A 14,754-nucleotide genomic window follows, 5' to 3' on the forward strand; every position below is an offset into this window, starting at 1 on the left:
ACCCGGGGACGCGGCGGGACGATCAGTCCAGGTCCTCGCAGACGTTGTGCGTCGTGCCGTGGACCATGGTGAGGGTCTTGTAGAACGTCGGGCTGAACTCCATCATGTACTGCCCGTCGATGAGCCAGTACCCGCGCGGCAGCGTCCCGCCGTCCTGCCGGAAGCCGAAGAGCGCCGGGCCGTTGGCGTACCAGGTCTGCGACCCGTCCGGGTAGTACTCGATCATGGCGGTGCCGCTGGCGTCCACCTGGGTGCTCGCCCCGCTGTCGGTGTTGGTCACCTTGACGATCAGGTCCCCCGCGTACAGCTCGCGGCGGGGCGAGCCGTCCGGGTTGGTGTCCAGCACCAGCTTGCGGACCTCGTCGCGCACGGGCTCGCTGCGGATGGCGAAGTCGCACCGGGCCCCGGCCGGCTGTTCGAAGGATCCCTGCGGAGCGGGCACCCAGCCGCGCGTACCCACGGTGGTCTCCGCGGACGCCGGGGTCGCCCCGGCCGCGACGACCGCGACCATGGCCGCCACGGCGGCGACGCTCGTTCTCCTACGCATCTCTGCTCCTCCATCGGTGTCAGAACGCCCCCACCCTCACCCCCTCCCCTCACCACCCCCTGACCACCACCGCTCCCCCGGTGGGTGACAACCGAGGCGGGGGCCAGGGGGTCAACACGGGTATGGAGTTCCTACTGCTCGGAGCGATCGAGGCGCGGCGGGACGGGGAGCCGGTCGAGTTGGGCAGTCGGCGGCAGGAGCGGTGCATCCTCGCGGTGCTGCTGCTCGACGTCGGCCACCTGGTCAGCACGGACCGGCTCATCGACCTGCTGTGGAACGGCGACCCACCGGCCTCGGCCCGGGGTGCCGTGCACACCTACATCGGGCGGTTGCGGGCGTCGCTGGCCCCGTACCAGGTCCGGATCACCACCCGGGGCGACGGCTACCTGGTGGAGCCCGACGGGCACCGGGTGGACGCGGTGGAGTTCGTCCGGCTGGTGGACCGGGCTGCCGCCACCACCGACCCGGCCGCGCGGGTCCGGCTGCTGGACCGGGCGCTGGTGCTGTGGCGGGGCCCCCTGCTCGCCGGCACGGCCGACGACGTGCTGCGGGAGCGGCTGCACGGCCCGCTGGAGGAGCGCCGGCTCACCGGCGTCGAGCTGCGCGCCGAGGCGCGGCTCGCGCTGGGCCAGCACACCCGCGTGGTGACCGAGCTGACCCCGCTGGTGGGCCGGCACCCGACCCGGGAACACCTGGTCGCCACCCTGATGACCGCGCTGTACCGGGGCGACCGTCAGGCCGACGCGCTGCGGCTGTACCGGAGCACCCGCCGGACGCTGGTGGACGACCTGGGGGTGGAGCCGGGCGACCGGCTGCGGGAGGTGCACCGGCGGATCGTGCGCGCCGACCACCGCCTGGAACGGACCGGCCGACCGGTGTACGAGGTGCGGGTCCACGGCGAGGCCCTGCCGTGGAGCGTCGGTGGGCACCCGGCGCTTGAGTTCTGCAACACCTTCGCCGGCTGGGGCCACCAACCGCCGATGCCGGGTGCGGAGTGGCTGCGTGGCTACCGCACCCTGGCGGTCTGGACCGGCCACGTGGGGCTGGCCGACGAGGTGGCCGTGGGCCGCCTGCTGGACCTGGCCCGCCGGGACCCGGCCGGGGCGAACGCCGCACTCGACGAGGCCCGCGCGCTGCGCGCCCGGCTGTACGCCTGCCTGACCGACCCTGAGGACCGGCGGGCCTTCGACGCCGTCGCCCGGTACGCCGAGGACGCCGCGAAGACGCTGGTCTTCCGGCGGGACGCCGACGGTCGCGGCCGGTGGTGGCCGGACCTGACGGCCGGGCTGCGGCTGCCCGTGCACGCGGTCGCCTGGAGCGCCGCCGAGCTGCTGGCGGACCCGCGCCGGCTCACCGTGCGGGCGTGCCCCGCCGAGCGGTGCGGGTGGTTGTTCCTCGACGAGAGCGGCCTGCGGCGCTGGTGCAGCCTCGCCACCTGCGGCCGGTCCGCCGGGGAGGCACCCTGCCAGGGCGCGTCGGCACCGGCTGGCAGGCTGGCCGGGTGGACGCAGACGAGGTGACCGCGCCGGACGGCCGACGGGTCGACCTACACCCGGTGGCGTTCCGGCCGGACGGCAGCGGGAGTCAGCCCAGCGTCCCCTGGCGCTCGTCGCCGGTGTCGAAGAAGCGGGTCAGGTACTCGTCGGGCGGCAGGTCGCTGTCCCGCATAAGCGAGTAGACCGCCGCGCCGTGGCCCGGCTCGTCGAACAGGCGGTACGCCTGGGCGAGCCCCGAGTAGGTGAAGGAGATGCCGTCGGTGTACTCGACTGCCTCCGCCTCGGCCAGGGCGATCGCCTCGTCCAGGCTGCCCGCCCGCCAGATCGTGATGCGCTCCTCGTAGACGATGGGCTCGCCGGCGCCGTTGTGGAACACACAGCGGACCGCGTACCACTGCCCGTCAGCGTTCTCGTCCACCGGGCCAGTCTGCCACCGCGCCGCGACGTCCCCGGGCCGGGAGTCAGAGATACGCCCCGCCCTGGTCGGTGATGCGGGCGACCAGCAGGCCGATCCGGGCGGGGCCGGGGAGCCACGGGTCGACGCCGCCCACCTCGGCGCGCAGGTGCTCGTCCTCGACCCGCGCGCCGCCGTTCCAGGCCGCCGGCCAGCTGGTGAACCGCCGCACCTCCACCAGACCGTCGGCCACCAGGTCCACCAGCGCCTCGGCGAGCGCCGGCACGGCCTCCCCGACGGTCGGCGACGGGTCTGCGCCGTCCCGCCAGGCGTCGAGGAGCTCCGGCAGCGGCGCGTCGCCGTCGGACTCGCGCAGCACGAAGTGCTCCACGTGGGTCAGGCCGGTCCGCTCCCTCATTCGCCCATTTTCTCCTGTTCGCCGGGCCTGCCCGACACCACCCCACCCCTGGCAGCTCGCGAAAGCCTGCGTCGCGTGCGGCGCTCAGCCTCGGCTCCGTCATGCCCGGCGCCGCGTGGACGGCCCCGCCAGTGCCGGCGGGCGTGTTCCTCGTCGCGGGAGGTACGGGACCTCCCCCCGATATCCCTTATCTGCCGATACTAGTGTTTTGTGAGATTTCTATCGCTAGCATGGCTCTAGTCAGTTTTGCGCCGTCCCGAGGATGCCCCTGCCGGGCAGAACTGGCACCACTGAGCGCCATCGCATGGCCAATCATCGATCTGGAGACCGCAAGTGCACGTGCAGACTTCGGGGAATCGACGAGCCGGCGGGCGTCGTCGGGCGGACGCACCCGGTACGGAACACTCCAGTCGGCACCACCGCCTCGGCGAGGACGTCCGGCGATCGGAAAGACCGCCGGAGATCTGGGCCGGGCAGCGGGCACGGACCGCGGCATGAGCGCGCCGGCTCCGCCAGCAATCGAGGCGATCGAAACCGAGATCCGGAATCTCTCGGGCGGCAACGTCCTACGCGCGGGGCCCGGTGGACCGACCCTCACGCCCTTCCGGCACCTGCGCGCCACCCGGGCATCCACCTTCGTATCGACCCTGCGCCGGCGCGACCGGGTGGCCGTCGCCGGGCTGACCGCCGGCTGGGCGACCTCCTTCCTGGCCTTCTGGTTCTGGTGGTGGCAACCCGCGCACCGCGTCGGCTGGGCGGGGCTGGCCCTGAACAGTCTGCTTCTGCTGTATCTGACCGGCCTGCCCGCCTACTACCTCCTCGCCGTCTCGCGATTGCGGCAGGTCAATCCCGCGCTCGGGGTGCCGCGGCTGCGGGTGGCCTTTGTGGTGACCCGCGCACCGTCAGAACCCTGGTCGCTCGCCCACCGCACCCTCACCGCGATGCTGGCCCAGCAGTTTCCCTACCCGTACGACGTCTGGCTCTGCGACGAGGACCCGTCCGAGCGGGCCCTACGATGGTGCGCCGCGAACGGGGTCCGGGTGTCCAGTCGAAGTGGCGTCGCCGCCTACCACCGGGCCACCTGGCCTCGCCGTACCCGCTGCAAAGAAGGCAACCTCGCCTACTTCTACGACCACTGGGGTTACCGGGACTACGACATGGTCGCCCAGCTCGACTGCGACCACGTGCCCCAACCAACCTATCTTGCCGCGATCACGCGACCGTTCGCCGATCCCGCCATCGGCTACGTCGCCGCACCGAGCGTCTGTGACGCCAACAGCGCGAACTCGTGGTCGGCGCGGGGACGGCTGCACCGTGAGGCGACCTATCACGGCCCGGTTCAGCTCGGCCACAACAGCGGTCTCGCTCCCCTGTGCATCGGCTCGCACTACGCCGTACGGACGGAGGCGCTGCGCGACATCGGCGGCCTCGGCCCCGAACTGGCCGAGGACTTCTCCACGACGTTCCTGCTCACCTCCGCCGGCTGGCAGGGTGCCTTCGCCATCGACGCCGAGGCGCACGGCGACGGCCCGCTCACCGTCGGCGATATGCTGATCCAGGAGTTCCAGTGGTCGCGCAGCCTCACCACGCTGCGCTACGACCTCGCGCCGGATCACCTGCGGCGGATGGGCGCCGCGTTGCGGCTGCGCTTCGCGTTTCAGCTGTCCTACTACCCGCTACTGGCGATCGCGACCGTCGTCGGCCTCACCCTGCCCCCGTTCGCCGCGGTCACCGGGCTGCCGTGGGTCAACGTCAACTATGTGGAATTCCTGGCCCGCCTGGCTGCGGTATCGCTGTGGCTACCCCTACTGACCTTGCTGCTCCGCCGACGCGGGCTGTTACGCCCCCGATCTGTGCCCGTCCTGAGCTGGGAAGGTGTCCTGTTCGCCCTGACCCGCTGGCCGTACGTCGTCTGGGGCGTCCTGGCCGCGACGCGGCTGAACGTGCGGCCCAGGCAGGTCTCGTTCAAGGTCACCCCCAAGGCGCGCACCGGCCTGGAGCCACTCCCCACCCGACTCGTCCTGCCCTATGCGGTGATCACCGTGGTGCTGTCCGCGGCCGCCCTGCTCGGCGAGCGGTCAACCCACACGCCGGGGTACGTCTTCCTCTGCATTCTCGGCGCACTCTGCTACGCGGCGGCGGGCCTCGCGGTACCCGCCCTGCATGTGGTGGAGGCAGCCCGGGCCGCCGGGCTGCGCGTGCGGTCAGCCGCCCCGACCGCCGCCGGACCCCTGCTCGTCGGCGTGCTGGCGCTCCTCCCGCTCGCGGCGGCCATCGCCAACTACTCCGGCCCCACGGTGTCGCTCTCTTCCCGATAAACGCCCCGATGCGCGGACGCACCGAGGAAGGAGATTCTCATGTCTGGTCCGAAGGCCGTCCTGGTGACCGGCGGCGCCGGCTTCATCGGGAGCCACACCTGCGTCGAGTTGCTCGAGCATGGCTACGAGGTGTGCATTGTCGACAACTACTCCAACAGCTCACCAGCGGCGCCGACCCGGGTCGAGAAGGTGGCGGGCCGCCCCCTGCTCGGGGTCTACGAGGCCGACGTACGTGATCGTCAGGCGCTCTCGGCGATCCTTGCGGAGAACACCATCGATGCGGTCATCCACTTCGCCGGGAGGAAGGCTGTCGGCGAATCGGTGTGGATCCCCGTCGACTACTACGACACGAACGTCGGTGGCACGACGAGCCTGCTGCGGAGCATGCGGGAGAACGGCGTGCACCACCTGGTCTTCTCCTCGTCGTGTTCCATCTACGGGGAGGCCGCCCGGGTCCCGATCGACGAGCAGGCCCCGCCACGGCCGACGAACCCGTACGCCAGATCGAAATGGATGTGCGAACAGATCATCGCCGACGCCTGCCGGCAGCACCCGGAGCTGGCGGCCTATTCGCTGCGATACTTCAACCCGATTGGCGCACATCCCGGCGGGTTGCTGGGCGAGGACCCCCGCGGCGTCCCGCAGAACGTGATGCCCTACCTGATGCAGGTCGCAGTCGGCAGGCTCGAACGGCTGAGCATCTTCGGCCGCGACTACGCCACCGCGGACGGTACGGCGGTGCGCGACTACATCCATGTCATGGACGTCGCCCAGGCGCACCGCATCGCACTGGAGCGGCTCGACGAGGTGACAGGACTGGACATCCTCAATCTCGGCACTGGCGTGGGGACGTCAGTCCTGGAGCTCGTACGGACGGTCAGCGCGACCTGTGGGAAGTCGCTACCGTACGACATCGTCGAACGGCGGCAGGGTGATGTGGCCGAACTGGTTGCCGACCCTGGCGCGGCGGCCCGGAAGTGGGGCTGGCGCACGACCCGGAGCCTCGCCACGATGTGCCGGGACGCGTGGCGCTTCCAGCTGCTGAATCCCGCCGGATTCGACGACGACCTGCCGGAGCCGGCCGCCGTCCCCACGGCGCGATCGTTCGGTACGCCGGACCTGACGACAAGGACTCCGGCCAACTAGCTAGAGCGGTGACCATGAACGGTCACCGGCTTGATGGATCACGCGGCTTCCGGTGATTGGGCGGGCCCCAGCTTTGTAGGCGTTCGCCACGGATGCGGACGCGTTCGCGGCGTTGCAGGTCCTGGACGTCCTCGGGTCATGACGGCCGCCCGCCGAACTGCCAGTTGTGCACCTCGATGTCGGCGTAGCAGTCTGCGGTCAGGATGGCGCGTGCGGTGTCCGGGTCCGGCGCCCGGACCAGTACCGCGGTACCCAGCCAGGCGGCGCCGCTGTCGGACAGCAGCGGCCCGTACGCGATCAGCTCATGTGAGTCGGACGGCACGGCGAGATCGGCGGCCTGCCCCGTGCCGAGGCCCAGCACCAGGTACCGGTTGCCCCCGGTCCGGCCGCCGGGAAAATCCCACATGGCGCGTCCCAGCGTGTTGCGCCACCGGCGCAGCAGCACGTCGCGGTACACGCCGGCCTGGTAGTTGGGCTCGTCAAAGGCGAACGCGCGAGCGGCGGCGGGATCGGGCACGTCGACGATGTGCAGGCTGCCAGTGGGGGCATCGCCGTCGCCGGCCAGGGTCGGTCCGCGGGCGATCATTTTCGTCGCGTACCGGTCCATGTAGGACCAGTGCTCTTCGAGCAACTCGTCGCGCAGCGCCATCGAGCCGGGCCGATCGCGGTGGTAGCACAAGAACTCCATGCCCCACAGTCTTGACCTATCGCGGACACCGATGCAGACCCGGGTACCACCCGGCCCCACTAGGCGGCGGGCTGGATGGCTCCGACGGTGCCGGCCCCGACGAGCGGCCGGCCCAGGAAATCCACCGGTCCCGGATCGACGTGGAAAAGCGACCGGAGGTTGAGGGCGCGGCCGGCCAGCGGCGAATCGCTGCGCGGCGTGAGAGCTTGCGCCCGTTGGGCCGGCGAGCCGGAGCGGTTGGCCCTCACGAAACGGGGGTCTGCCTTCGATCCGCCGACCTTCGCCCCGAGGCGTTCCTGCCCGGTCGCCGCACGCCAATCTTCCAGATTGGCATAGGACGCGCCGGCCCACGAAACGGCCCAGGCTCCCGATTCGGCGAAGAAGTTGTTGCCCTGCAACAGGACATCGGCCGTCGAGAACTCATCGGCGATCACCTGGTGGGTCCCGCCCGAGACGATCAGGTTGTTGCGCAGGACGACGTTGGACAAGCCACGAAAGAACTTCTGCAAGCGAACGGCCGCAGGGGCTCGGCCCTTCGCCTCCATCACCACGGTGTTGTGGTAGACCTCGGCGTTGTTGACCGACCCGGCCAGGTGGATACCGGCGTACTCCGGCAGCTTGCGGGCGTCGTTGACGCTTATGTTGAAACGGACGATGTTGCCGGTGTGTGCGGCATTGGATTGGCCGCTGTAGAGCAGGTACCCGGTACCGTCGTTGTCGTAGGACAGGTTGTACTGCAGGACCGACGAGGACACGTTCTGGTCCATGTCGAAGCCACCGCCGTCCTTCTCACCGGCGGTATGGTTGCGGAATGAGACGTTGCGCTCCATGACCACGGCGGTCGAATCCCAGGTCCAAATTCCGACCGGCCCTTCCGGCGCCGCGGCCAACCACCCGTTGTCGTGCGCGCTGGACCGCTCGATGCGCCCGCCTCGCACGCTTCCGAGCGCGATTCCGCTGCCCGTATTGCTGAAGTGATTGGTCGGGTCTCCCGTGTTGTGGTGCGCCTCGACCTCCGACACGACGACGTCCTCGTGCGCATAGCGCGGCGCTGCGGCGTCGAAGCGAGGTCCGAAGCTGGTCAGCCCATTCTCCGTGTTGCCGTGCAGGTCGGCAGCACGGATCCGTACGCCACGAAAGCCGGTAGAATTCGGGCCAGCGCCGATCTGGATTCCGTTCTTGAATCCGCTCACCTCGACCTCGGAGATATCCACGTGGTCGAGTTTCCGGCCGTCGGTCAGGTCGGAGTAGAGTTCGATGCCGCCGGTGCTCCTGCTGTCCGCCTCGCCGCCGACGATCACCAAGTCGCGAATCTCGACACCGGCCGTGTTGTGCACCCTGATCCCCGCGCCGCCGGCGGCCTCGATCGTGGCACGGCCGGCACCGTATGTGCCGACGACGACCGGATCAGCCGCATCACCGGCATCGCTGGGCCCGAAGGTCAAGCTCCCACGGAAGTGCGCACCCCCTTCGAGTAGGAGTTTGTCTCCGGGCTTGAAGGCGAAGGCGGCGGCCTTGTCCAGCGATCGCCATGCCGTGGCGGGCGACGAGCCGTCGAGGGCATCGTCGCCGGTCGGGCTGAGATGGTACGTGTGGATTATGGACGGAGCGGCCACCCGATTCGACCTGAGCTCGAAAACATGCGCAAGCATGGGGAGGGACACGCCCAGCACCAGCACCAGCACCGCGACGATTCGCCGACGTGGACGCCGGGTGGCTGGCGGGCCGGACAGCTCCGCCAGCAGGTCAACCTCACTCTGTTGCCCATTCCTACCGGCTGTCAAGGACTCCCACCGCCCTTCGGTAACCCCTACCCAGCGCCCTAATCGTCCGTTATAAGCATTTTAGGCTATTTTGGTGCTTATTAGTCGCCATCCGCCCGGACTCGGCCTGATGCACGTACGGGTTCCTGACACACATCCGCTCCTCGCGCGAGCACGGCATACGCGCGTACCCGGACCGACGAGCCGGTCACCATCAGCTGATGACTAGGCGCGACGCGCCGGGCCGGAGTCGCCGTCGCCCGACAGCGCCGCGCTGACCGCCTCCTCCGGCGTGTCGACGTGGTGCGGGCCGGCCACCGACGCGCCGGTGGCGTCCACCACCCGCCAGCCGCCGAGCGCCACCACCGGCACCCCGCCCCGGCGCATCGCCAGCGCCACCTCGCTGAGAGTGCCCCAGGAGCCGCCCACCGCGATCACCGCGTCGCCGCTCCACACCAGAACCGCGTTGCGGGCCTGCCCCAGGTTCGTCAGCACCGTCGCCGACGCGTCCGCGACCGGGCCGGGGGCGGTGCCGTCGTCGGGGCGTACCGCGATCACCAGGCCGTGGTGGGCCCGGGCGCCGGCGGCGACCGCGGCCATCACCCCGCCGCCACCTCCGCAGAGGACGGTCGCGCCGCGCGCGGCGAGCAACTCCCCCACCCGGCGGGCGTGGGCCAGCTCGGCCGGCGTCGCCGACGCCGGGCCACAGACCGCCACCTGCACCACCGCGGCCTCACCTCCCCGGCCGAGGTTAGCGCCGGGCGCGTCCACCCCGGCGGTACGCCACGGGTCCGCGAAGCGTGGGCGGGCAGCTGACGCCGCAAGCGGCGCCAAGCCTTCCCTCTGCCACACCGGCGGCATTGACGTCCGCGCCGCGCCCGTCCGGCTCCCGACGCGCGGTCGACGCCCGCTGCCCGGGTCGGCTAGCCTGCCCGCCATGTCATCGACGCTGACCGAGGCGACCGATCCGTACTGCCTGCGCGAGGGGGAGAGCGCCGAGCTGCTCGCCGGCCATCCGTGGCACCGGTTCGTGGTGCTGGGCGACAGCGTCGCCGAGGGGATGTGCGAGCCGGTCGACGGGTACCCGCGGGTGCAGTGGGCGGACCGGATCGCCGCCGAACTGCGCGCGGCCCGCCCCGGGCTGGCGTACCTCAACCTGGGCCGGCGCGGGCTGCGGGCGCACGAGGTGCGCGCGGCGCAACTGGACGCCGCGCTGGCCTTCGACCCGGACCTGGCGCTGGTGGTCTGCGGCGGCAACGACGCCTTCCGCCCGGCCTACGACGCGGACGCGGTCGACGCGGAGCTGACCGCGATCATCGGCGCGCTGCGAGCGGCCGGGGCGGACGTGGTCACGGTGGGCATGTTCGACGTCTCGCACAGCCCGGCCGTGCCCGAACCGCTGCGGCCCGGACTGGGTGAGCGGATGCGACGTCTCTCCTCCCGCACCGGCCGGCTGGCCGACCGGCTCGGGACGGTGCACGTGCACCTCACCGACCACCCGGCCGGCGCGGACCCGTCGCTGTACAGCAGCGACGGCCGGCACGGCAGCGCCCGCAGCGACGCCATCGCGGCGGCGGAGACGGTACGCCGGCTCGGCGCCCACCTCGCCGCCCGCCCCTGAGCGGCCGGCACCCGGGCGCGGACGCTGGCCGGCTCCCGCCGGTCCAGCTGCCGTGCCAGGCGGATCACCTCGCGGCGGCCTTCCCGGCGTGTCGCGCCGGGTCGACACATCCCTGGTGAGCGATATGCCGGTCAGTCATACTTATTTATGACTGACCGGCATATCGCTCACGGCACCGACCACGTCCAGAACCGCTACGGAGCGTGGTCCTGGGGCAGTCGGCGCCGGTCGCGGTCGGTGGCGTGGTCGGGCGCATCCGGGGCCCGCGTCAGTCGGTGAGCAGGATGCCGGTCAGGAGGACGCCACGGGCGAGGTTGAGGACCTCCTCGCAGCCGGGGTAGCCGACCCGGGCCAGGGCGCCGGAGCCGGTGCGGCCGAAGAGGTACGGGGCGATGCTGTACGGCACCTCGGCGGTGACGACCTCCCCCGTCTCGATCTGCACGAAGTCCATCGCCACCCGGTCGGCCGGCATGTACCGCTGGAGGATGTTGCCGCCCCGCGCCACGGCCGCGCGCACCCCGTCCGCCCAGGCCGCCGCGCTCAGCTCCGGACCGATCAGCACGTCGTGGCCGGCGGAGCCGTCGGCGGGCTTGGCCACCAGGTCCGCCTGCTCGGCCAGGGCCCGGTCCAGCTCGGCCTCGGTGAGCAGCACGGTGTGCGGCACGTACCGGCGGACCAGGGCCTGGTCGTCGGCGGGGAGCTGGTCCAGGTCCTCGTAGAGCCAGGCGAAGTTGACCTTGTTGCCGAGCAGCCACGCGGCGGCGCTGACGAACATCGGCAGGGTGTCCGCGGCCAGCGCGCCCGCCACCGCCTCCAGGCCGGCGCTCGGCGTGACCCGGTTGGGCACGAAGAGCCGGAACAGCGCGTCCACCGGCGCGCCGCCCACCACCAGCCGCCGGCGAGCGTCCAGGGTGGCGGTGGCGACCGGGGCGATGACCAGGTCGATGCCGAAGTGCCGGGCCCGGTCGGCGAGCGGGGAGAGGATCCGGATGAACGTCTCCGGGTCGTCGAGGCCCGGGTACTCGGCCTCGAAGTCCATCAGCAGCGCCACCCGGGCCCCCTCGGCCAGACCCAGCTCCTCGCGGATCGCCACGAACCGCTGGTCGAGCAGGGACGGGGCCGGCCGGGCCGGCAGGCCGTCGAGGAGACCACGCTCCCGGTAGAGCTGGGCGAACCGCTGGATCACCGTGTCCGCGTCGAAGCCGCCGCCGAGACTGCTGTCGATGTTGTACTCGACGATCCGCGGCTCCCCGCCGGAGAGCAGCACGTCCGGCCGGTACGCGGCCAGCAACGCCTCGGACAGCGGCTCGTCCTCGTCGAGCAGCCGGGTCTCCCCCGCCGGCACGCCGAGCAGCCGGCGCAACTCCCCCGCCGTGCCGGCGCGCCGCCGGCAGGCGTCCAGGATCAGCTGGGCGATCCGGTCGCAGACCTCGTTGAGTTCGCGGAACGAGTCGGCGGTCAGCACCGGCGGCCGGGCCAGCCGCCACTGCTTGTTGTACGTCGCCCGGCCGTGGAAGATCCACTCCCACTCCTGCGCCCCGGCGGCGACCATCGCCCGGCGGGTCGGCTCCGGCAGGTCGGTCCACGCCCGGCCGGCCTCCGGCCACGGGTAGTTCACGTCGATCATGATCCGTCCTTGGTCACGTGGTGGATGGCGGCGGTGAGGGCCTCCCGGCCGGGCTGCACGGCCCGGTCCAGCGCGGGCGCGAAGGGCAGCACCGCGCCGTCCGGGCGGGTCACCCGGCGGGGCGGGGCAGCCAGCGACACCCGCTCCACGACGCTGGCGATGATCTCCCCGGCGATGCCGCAGGAGCGGTTGGAATCGTCGAGCACCACCAGCCGGCCGGTCCGGGCCACCGAGTCGACCAGCCCGTCGAGGTCGAACGGGTAGACCGTGCGCGGGTCGAAGACCTCCACCGACACCTGGTCGGCCAGCTCCCCGGCGACCGCGAGCGCGTCGTGCACCAGGTGCCCGACGGCGACCACGGTCACGTCGTCGCCGGCCCGGCGTACCACGCCCCGGCCCAGCGGCACCGGGGCGAGGGTGGCGAAGTCGACGTCCTCGCGGACATCGAGCGCGCCGGCCGGGGCGAAGACCACCACCGGGTCGTCGTGCCGGATCGCCGACACCAGCAGCCCGTACGCGTCGGTCGGGGTGGCCGGCACCGCGGTGACGATCCCGACGTGGACGAAGAGCGAGTACGGGTGGTCGGAGTGCTGCCCCGCCCAGCCCGTCCGGGAGCCGGACCCGGGCACCAGGTAGGTGACCGGGGCCGCGCACTGCCCGCCGGTCATCAGCGGGAACTTGTGCGCGTGGTTGACGATCTGCTCGAAGACCAGGAACAGCAGCGACGGGATCTGGAACTCCACCACCGGGCGCATCCCGGCCAGCGCCGCGCCGGTGGCGAAGCTGGTGAACGCCTGCTCGGACAGGGGCGTGTCCAGGACCCGCTCCGGCCCGAACCGCTTGAGCAGACCGGCGGTGATGGTCGAGGCGCCCACCCGGATGTCCTCCCCGAGCAGGAACACCGCCTCGTCGCGGGCGAGTTCGTCGGCGAGCGCCCTGGTCAGGGCCTTGCGGTAGGACAGCCGTGGCATCAGGCACCTCCCGTCCGGGCGGTCAGCCCGCTGGCGTACAGGTGGTCCAGCGCGCCGGCCGGGTCCGGCTCGGGGCTGGCCAGGGCGAACGCGACGGCCCCGTCGAGCGTCGACTCGACCTCCGCGTCGACGGCCGCCCGGGCCGCCGGGACGAGCCGGGCGCCCTGAATGTGCACCGGGTCGCGGGAGCGGCCCTCGGCCACCTCCTCCGGCGGGCGGTAGTCGAGGCGTACCGCGTGTTCGAAGGTGTGGTGGGCGTCGAAGCGGTAGGTGCGGGCCTCGACCAGCTCCGGGCCGCCACCGGCGCGCATCCGCGTGACGGCGGCGGCCGCGGCGTCGCGTACCGCCTCCGGGTCCTGGCCGTCGACGACGGCGGCCGGCATGCCGAACGCCGCGGCGCGGCCGGCGATGGTGCCGGCGACCGCGCCGGCCACCGGCATGGTGGTGGCGTAGCCGTTGTTCTCGCAGACGAAGAGCACCGGCACCCGCCAGAGCGCGGCCAGGTTGAACGCCTCCAGCAGCATCCCCTCGTTGACCGCGCCGTCGCCGAAGAAGGTCGCCCCCACCACGTCGTCGCCGCGCCGCCGGCGGGCCCAGACCGCGCCGGTGAGGATCGCCCCGGACGCGCCGACGATGGCGTTGGCGCCGAGCACCCCGACGGAGAAGTCGGCGGCGTGCATCGAGCCGCCCCGGCCCCGGTTCAGGCCGGTCTCCCGGCCCAGCAGCTCGGCCATCATCCGGGCCGGGTCGGCACCCTTCGCGAGCACGTGCCCGTGCCCGCGATGGGTGCCGGTGACCAGGTCCTCGTCGCGCAGCGCGGCGCACACCCCGGCGGCGATCCCCTCCTGACCGAGGTACGGGTGGATGCCGCCGACGATCGCCCCGGAGCGGACCAGTTCGACGGCCCGCTCCTCGAACCGGCGGATCAGCCGTACCGTGCGGTAGAGCCGGACCGGGTCGGCGTCGGTCACGTGTCGCGCCCCTCCTTCACCGCGGCGAGGATGTCGTCCCACAGCGCGGCCCGGGCAGCCAGCGCCAGGTTGACCGTGTCGGCACACTCCTGCCACTTGACGTCGTCGTCGCCGCACAGGTCGGCCAGCATCTGCATCGCCATCGGGGTGTGCTGCTCCCCGTCCACCTCGATGTGCCGCTCCAGGTAGTCGACGAAACTGTGCAGCCGGCGGCTGCGCTCGTTGACGGCGACGACCTGGGCGAACATGTCGGGGATCAGGTCCTCCCGGCCGAAGGCGAAGGCGGCGGCCTGGCAGTGCACCGGCGTCGACTCGATGATCTTCCAGGTGGTGGCGGCGAACCGCGCGCTGGGGGCGGGCACGCCCGCCTCGGCCAGCGCGTCGGTCACCGGACGGCCCGCCCGCAGCAGGTCGATCAGCGCGTCCACGGCGGTGGTGTCCGCGCCGGCCTCCCGCATGCCCTGCACGTAGAGCTCGAAGTGGCTGATGTGGCCGTCGCCGAGCTCGTCGCTCTCCTCCACCATCACGATGTCGTTGATCAGGCGGCGGCTGCCGGACGGGCCGGTGGGGATCCACGGCACGGTGACGCAGGTCAGCTGCCGTTGCAACGACTTCAGCAGGGACATGAAGTCCCAGACCGCGAAGACGTGGTGCTCCATGAAGGTGACCAGCGCCTCGTGGGTGTCCAGGTTGGCGTAGAGCGGGTGCTTGACCACCACGTCGCGGCGGTCGGTCACCGCCTTCTCCAACCGCTCGATGCCCGGGTGGGTCCTACCCCAGTCGTACCGTGACAT

Annotated in this window: 14 protein-coding genes; 4 read left to right on the plus strand and 10 right to left on the minus strand. The window is 72.0% G+C overall.

What is annotated here, in order from left to right:
- Window positions 1-22: 22 nt before the first annotated feature.
- A complete protein-coding gene (locus AB0I41_RS15440) occupies window positions 23-547 on the minus strand; it encodes a hypothetical protein (RefSeq protein WP_357107047.1) in 525 nt (174 codons plus the stop codon).
- Between the two features lie 80 nt (window positions 548-627).
- Between AB0I41_RS15440 and AB0I41_RS15445 the strand changes: the two genes are divergently transcribed.
- Entirely contained in the window at window positions 628-2,067 is a 1,440-nt protein-coding gene (locus AB0I41_RS15445) for a BTAD domain-containing putative transcriptional regulator (protein WP_357107050.1), read from the plus strand.
- Between the two features lie 64 nt (window positions 2,068-2,131).
- Here AB0I41_RS15445 and AB0I41_RS15450 read toward each other — a convergent pair whose 3' ends face one another.
- Both AB0I41_RS15450 and AB0I41_RS15455 read right to left on the minus strand, forming a co-directional pair.
- On the minus strand, window positions 2,132-2,461 hold the full coding sequence (locus tag AB0I41_RS15450) for a hypothetical protein (RefSeq protein WP_357107053.1): 330 nt from the start codon (window positions 2,459-2,461) through the stop codon (window positions 2,132-2,134).
- 43 nt (window positions 2,462-2,504) lie between these two features.
- Entirely contained in the window at window positions 2,505-2,855 is a 351-nt protein-coding gene (locus AB0I41_RS15455) for a hypothetical protein (protein WP_357107056.1), read from the minus strand.
- 494 nt (window positions 2,856-3,349) lie between these two features.
- Here AB0I41_RS15455 and AB0I41_RS15460 point away from each other — a divergent pair, with 494 nt between their 5' ends.
- Together AB0I41_RS15460 and galE are read left to right on the plus strand one after the other, a co-directional pair.
- Complete coding sequence (locus AB0I41_RS15460; RefSeq protein ID WP_357107058.1) at window positions 3,350-5,173, plus strand: glycosyltransferase; 1,824 nt, start codon at window positions 3,350-3,352, stop codon at window positions 5,171-5,173.
- Between the two features lie 39 nt (window positions 5,174-5,212).
- Window positions 5,213-6,319, plus strand: a complete 1,107-nt coding sequence (gene galE / locus AB0I41_RS15465; RefSeq protein ID WP_357107061.1) for a UDP-glucose 4-epimerase GalE — start codon at window positions 5,213-5,215, stop codon at window positions 6,317-6,319.
- A 136-nt stretch (window positions 6,320-6,455) separates the two neighbouring features.
- Here galE and AB0I41_RS15470 read toward each other — a convergent pair whose 3' ends face one another.
- The 3 genes from AB0I41_RS15470 to AB0I41_RS15480 all read right to left on the minus strand — a co-directional run bounded on the left by AB0I41_RS15470 (window position 6,456) and on the right by AB0I41_RS15480 (window position 9,496).
- Window positions 6,456-7,007, minus strand: coding sequence for a YciI family protein (locus tag AB0I41_RS15470; protein WP_357107064.1), 552 nt, complete (start codon window positions 7,005-7,007; stop codon window positions 6,456-6,458).
- Window positions 7,008-7,066: 59 nt separating this feature from the next.
- On the minus strand, window positions 7,067-8,692 hold the full coding sequence (locus AB0I41_RS15475) for a right-handed parallel beta-helix repeat-containing protein (RefSeq protein WP_357107067.1): 1,626 nt from the start codon (window positions 8,690-8,692) through the stop codon (window positions 7,067-7,069).
- Window positions 8,693-8,995: 303 nt separating this feature from the next.
- A complete protein-coding gene (locus AB0I41_RS15480) occupies window positions 8,996-9,496 on the minus strand; it encodes a dethiobiotin synthetase (RefSeq protein ID WP_357107070.1) in 501 nt (166 codons plus the stop codon).
- A gap of 211 nt (window positions 9,497-9,707) precedes the next feature.
- On the opposite strand from AB0I41_RS15480, the gene AB0I41_RS15485 reads away from it, so the two are divergent.
- Complete coding sequence (locus tag AB0I41_RS15485; RefSeq protein ID WP_357107073.1) at window positions 9,708-10,391, plus strand: SGNH/GDSL hydrolase family protein; 684 nt, start codon at window positions 9,708-9,710, stop codon at window positions 10,389-10,391.
- A 268-nt stretch (window positions 10,392-10,659) separates the two neighbouring features.
- Here the strand turns inward: AB0I41_RS15485 and AB0I41_RS15490 are convergent, their stop codons facing one another.
- Genes AB0I41_RS15490 through AB0I41_RS15505 form a run of 4 tightly spaced genes read right to left on the minus strand, consistent with a single transcriptional unit; the run spans window position 10,660 to window position 14,754 of the window.
- Window positions 10,660-12,018: a hypothetical protein gene (locus AB0I41_RS15490; protein WP_357107076.1), complete on the minus strand. Its 1,359-nt coding sequence runs from the start codon at window positions 12,016-12,018 to the stop codon at window positions 10,660-10,662.
- The gene (locus tag AB0I41_RS15495; RefSeq protein ID WP_357107077.1) at window positions 12,015-12,989 is read right to left on the minus strand and encodes a transketolase C-terminal domain-containing protein; all 975 of its coding nucleotides are present in this window, start codon (window positions 12,987-12,989) and stop codon (window positions 12,015-12,017) included. Before AB0I41_RS15495 ends, AB0I41_RS15490 begins: the two co-directional genes overlap by 4 nt.
- Window positions 12,989-13,960: a thiamine pyrophosphate-dependent dehydrogenase E1 component subunit alpha gene (locus AB0I41_RS15500; RefSeq protein ID WP_357107080.1), complete on the minus strand. Its 972-nt coding sequence runs from the start codon at window positions 13,958-13,960 to the stop codon at window positions 12,989-12,991. The genes AB0I41_RS15495 and AB0I41_RS15500 overlap by 1 nt, the downstream gene beginning before the upstream one ends.
- A complete protein-coding gene (locus AB0I41_RS15505; protein ID WP_357107083.1) occupies window positions 13,957-14,754 on the minus strand; it encodes a DUF3050 domain-containing protein in 798 nt (265 codons plus the stop codon). The genes AB0I41_RS15500 and AB0I41_RS15505 overlap by 4 nt, the downstream gene beginning before the upstream one ends.

Origin of the sequence: Micromonospora sp. NPDC050200 (assembly GCF_040656135.1) — a bacterium.
Classification (GTDB): Bacteria; Actinomycetota; Actinomycetes; order Mycobacteriales; family Micromonosporaceae; genus Micromonospora.

Excerpts from the sequence above, each read along its gene's own strand:
- AB0I41_RS15505 (WP_357107083.1), bottom strand. The coding sequence starts at position 14,754 with ATGTCACGGTACGACTGGGGTAGGACCCACCCGGGCATCGAGCGGTTG.
- AB0I41_RS15440 (WP_357107047.1), bottom strand. The coding sequence starts at position 547 with ATGCGTAGGAGAACGAGCGTCGCCGCCGTGGCGGCCATGGTCGCGGTC.
- AB0I41_RS15470 (WP_357107064.1), bottom strand. The coding sequence starts at position 7,007 with ATGGAGTTCTTGTGCTACCACCGCGATCGGCCCGGCTCGATGGCGCTG.
- AB0I41_RS15460 (WP_357107058.1), top strand. The coding sequence starts at position 3,350 with ATGAGCGCGCCGGCTCCGCCAGCAATCGAGGCGATCGAAACCGAGATC.
- AB0I41_RS15455 (WP_357107056.1), bottom strand. The coding sequence starts at position 2,855 with ATGAGGGAGCGGACCGGCCTGACCCACGTGGAGCACTTCGTGCTGCGC.
- AB0I41_RS15485 (WP_357107073.1), top strand. The coding sequence starts at position 9,708 with ATGTCATCGACGCTGACCGAGGCGACCGATCCGTACTGCCTGCGCGAG.
- galE (WP_357107061.1), top strand. The coding sequence starts at position 5,213 with ATGTCTGGTCCGAAGGCCGTCCTGGTGACCGGCGGCGCCGGCTTCATC.
- AB0I41_RS15490 (WP_357107076.1), bottom strand. The coding sequence starts at position 12,018 with ATGATCGACGTGAACTACCCGTGGCCGGAGGCCGGCCGGGCGTGGACC.
- AB0I41_RS15495 (WP_357107077.1), bottom strand. The coding sequence starts at position 12,989 with ATGCCACGGCTGTCCTACCGCAAGGCCCTGACCAGGGCGCTCGCCGAC.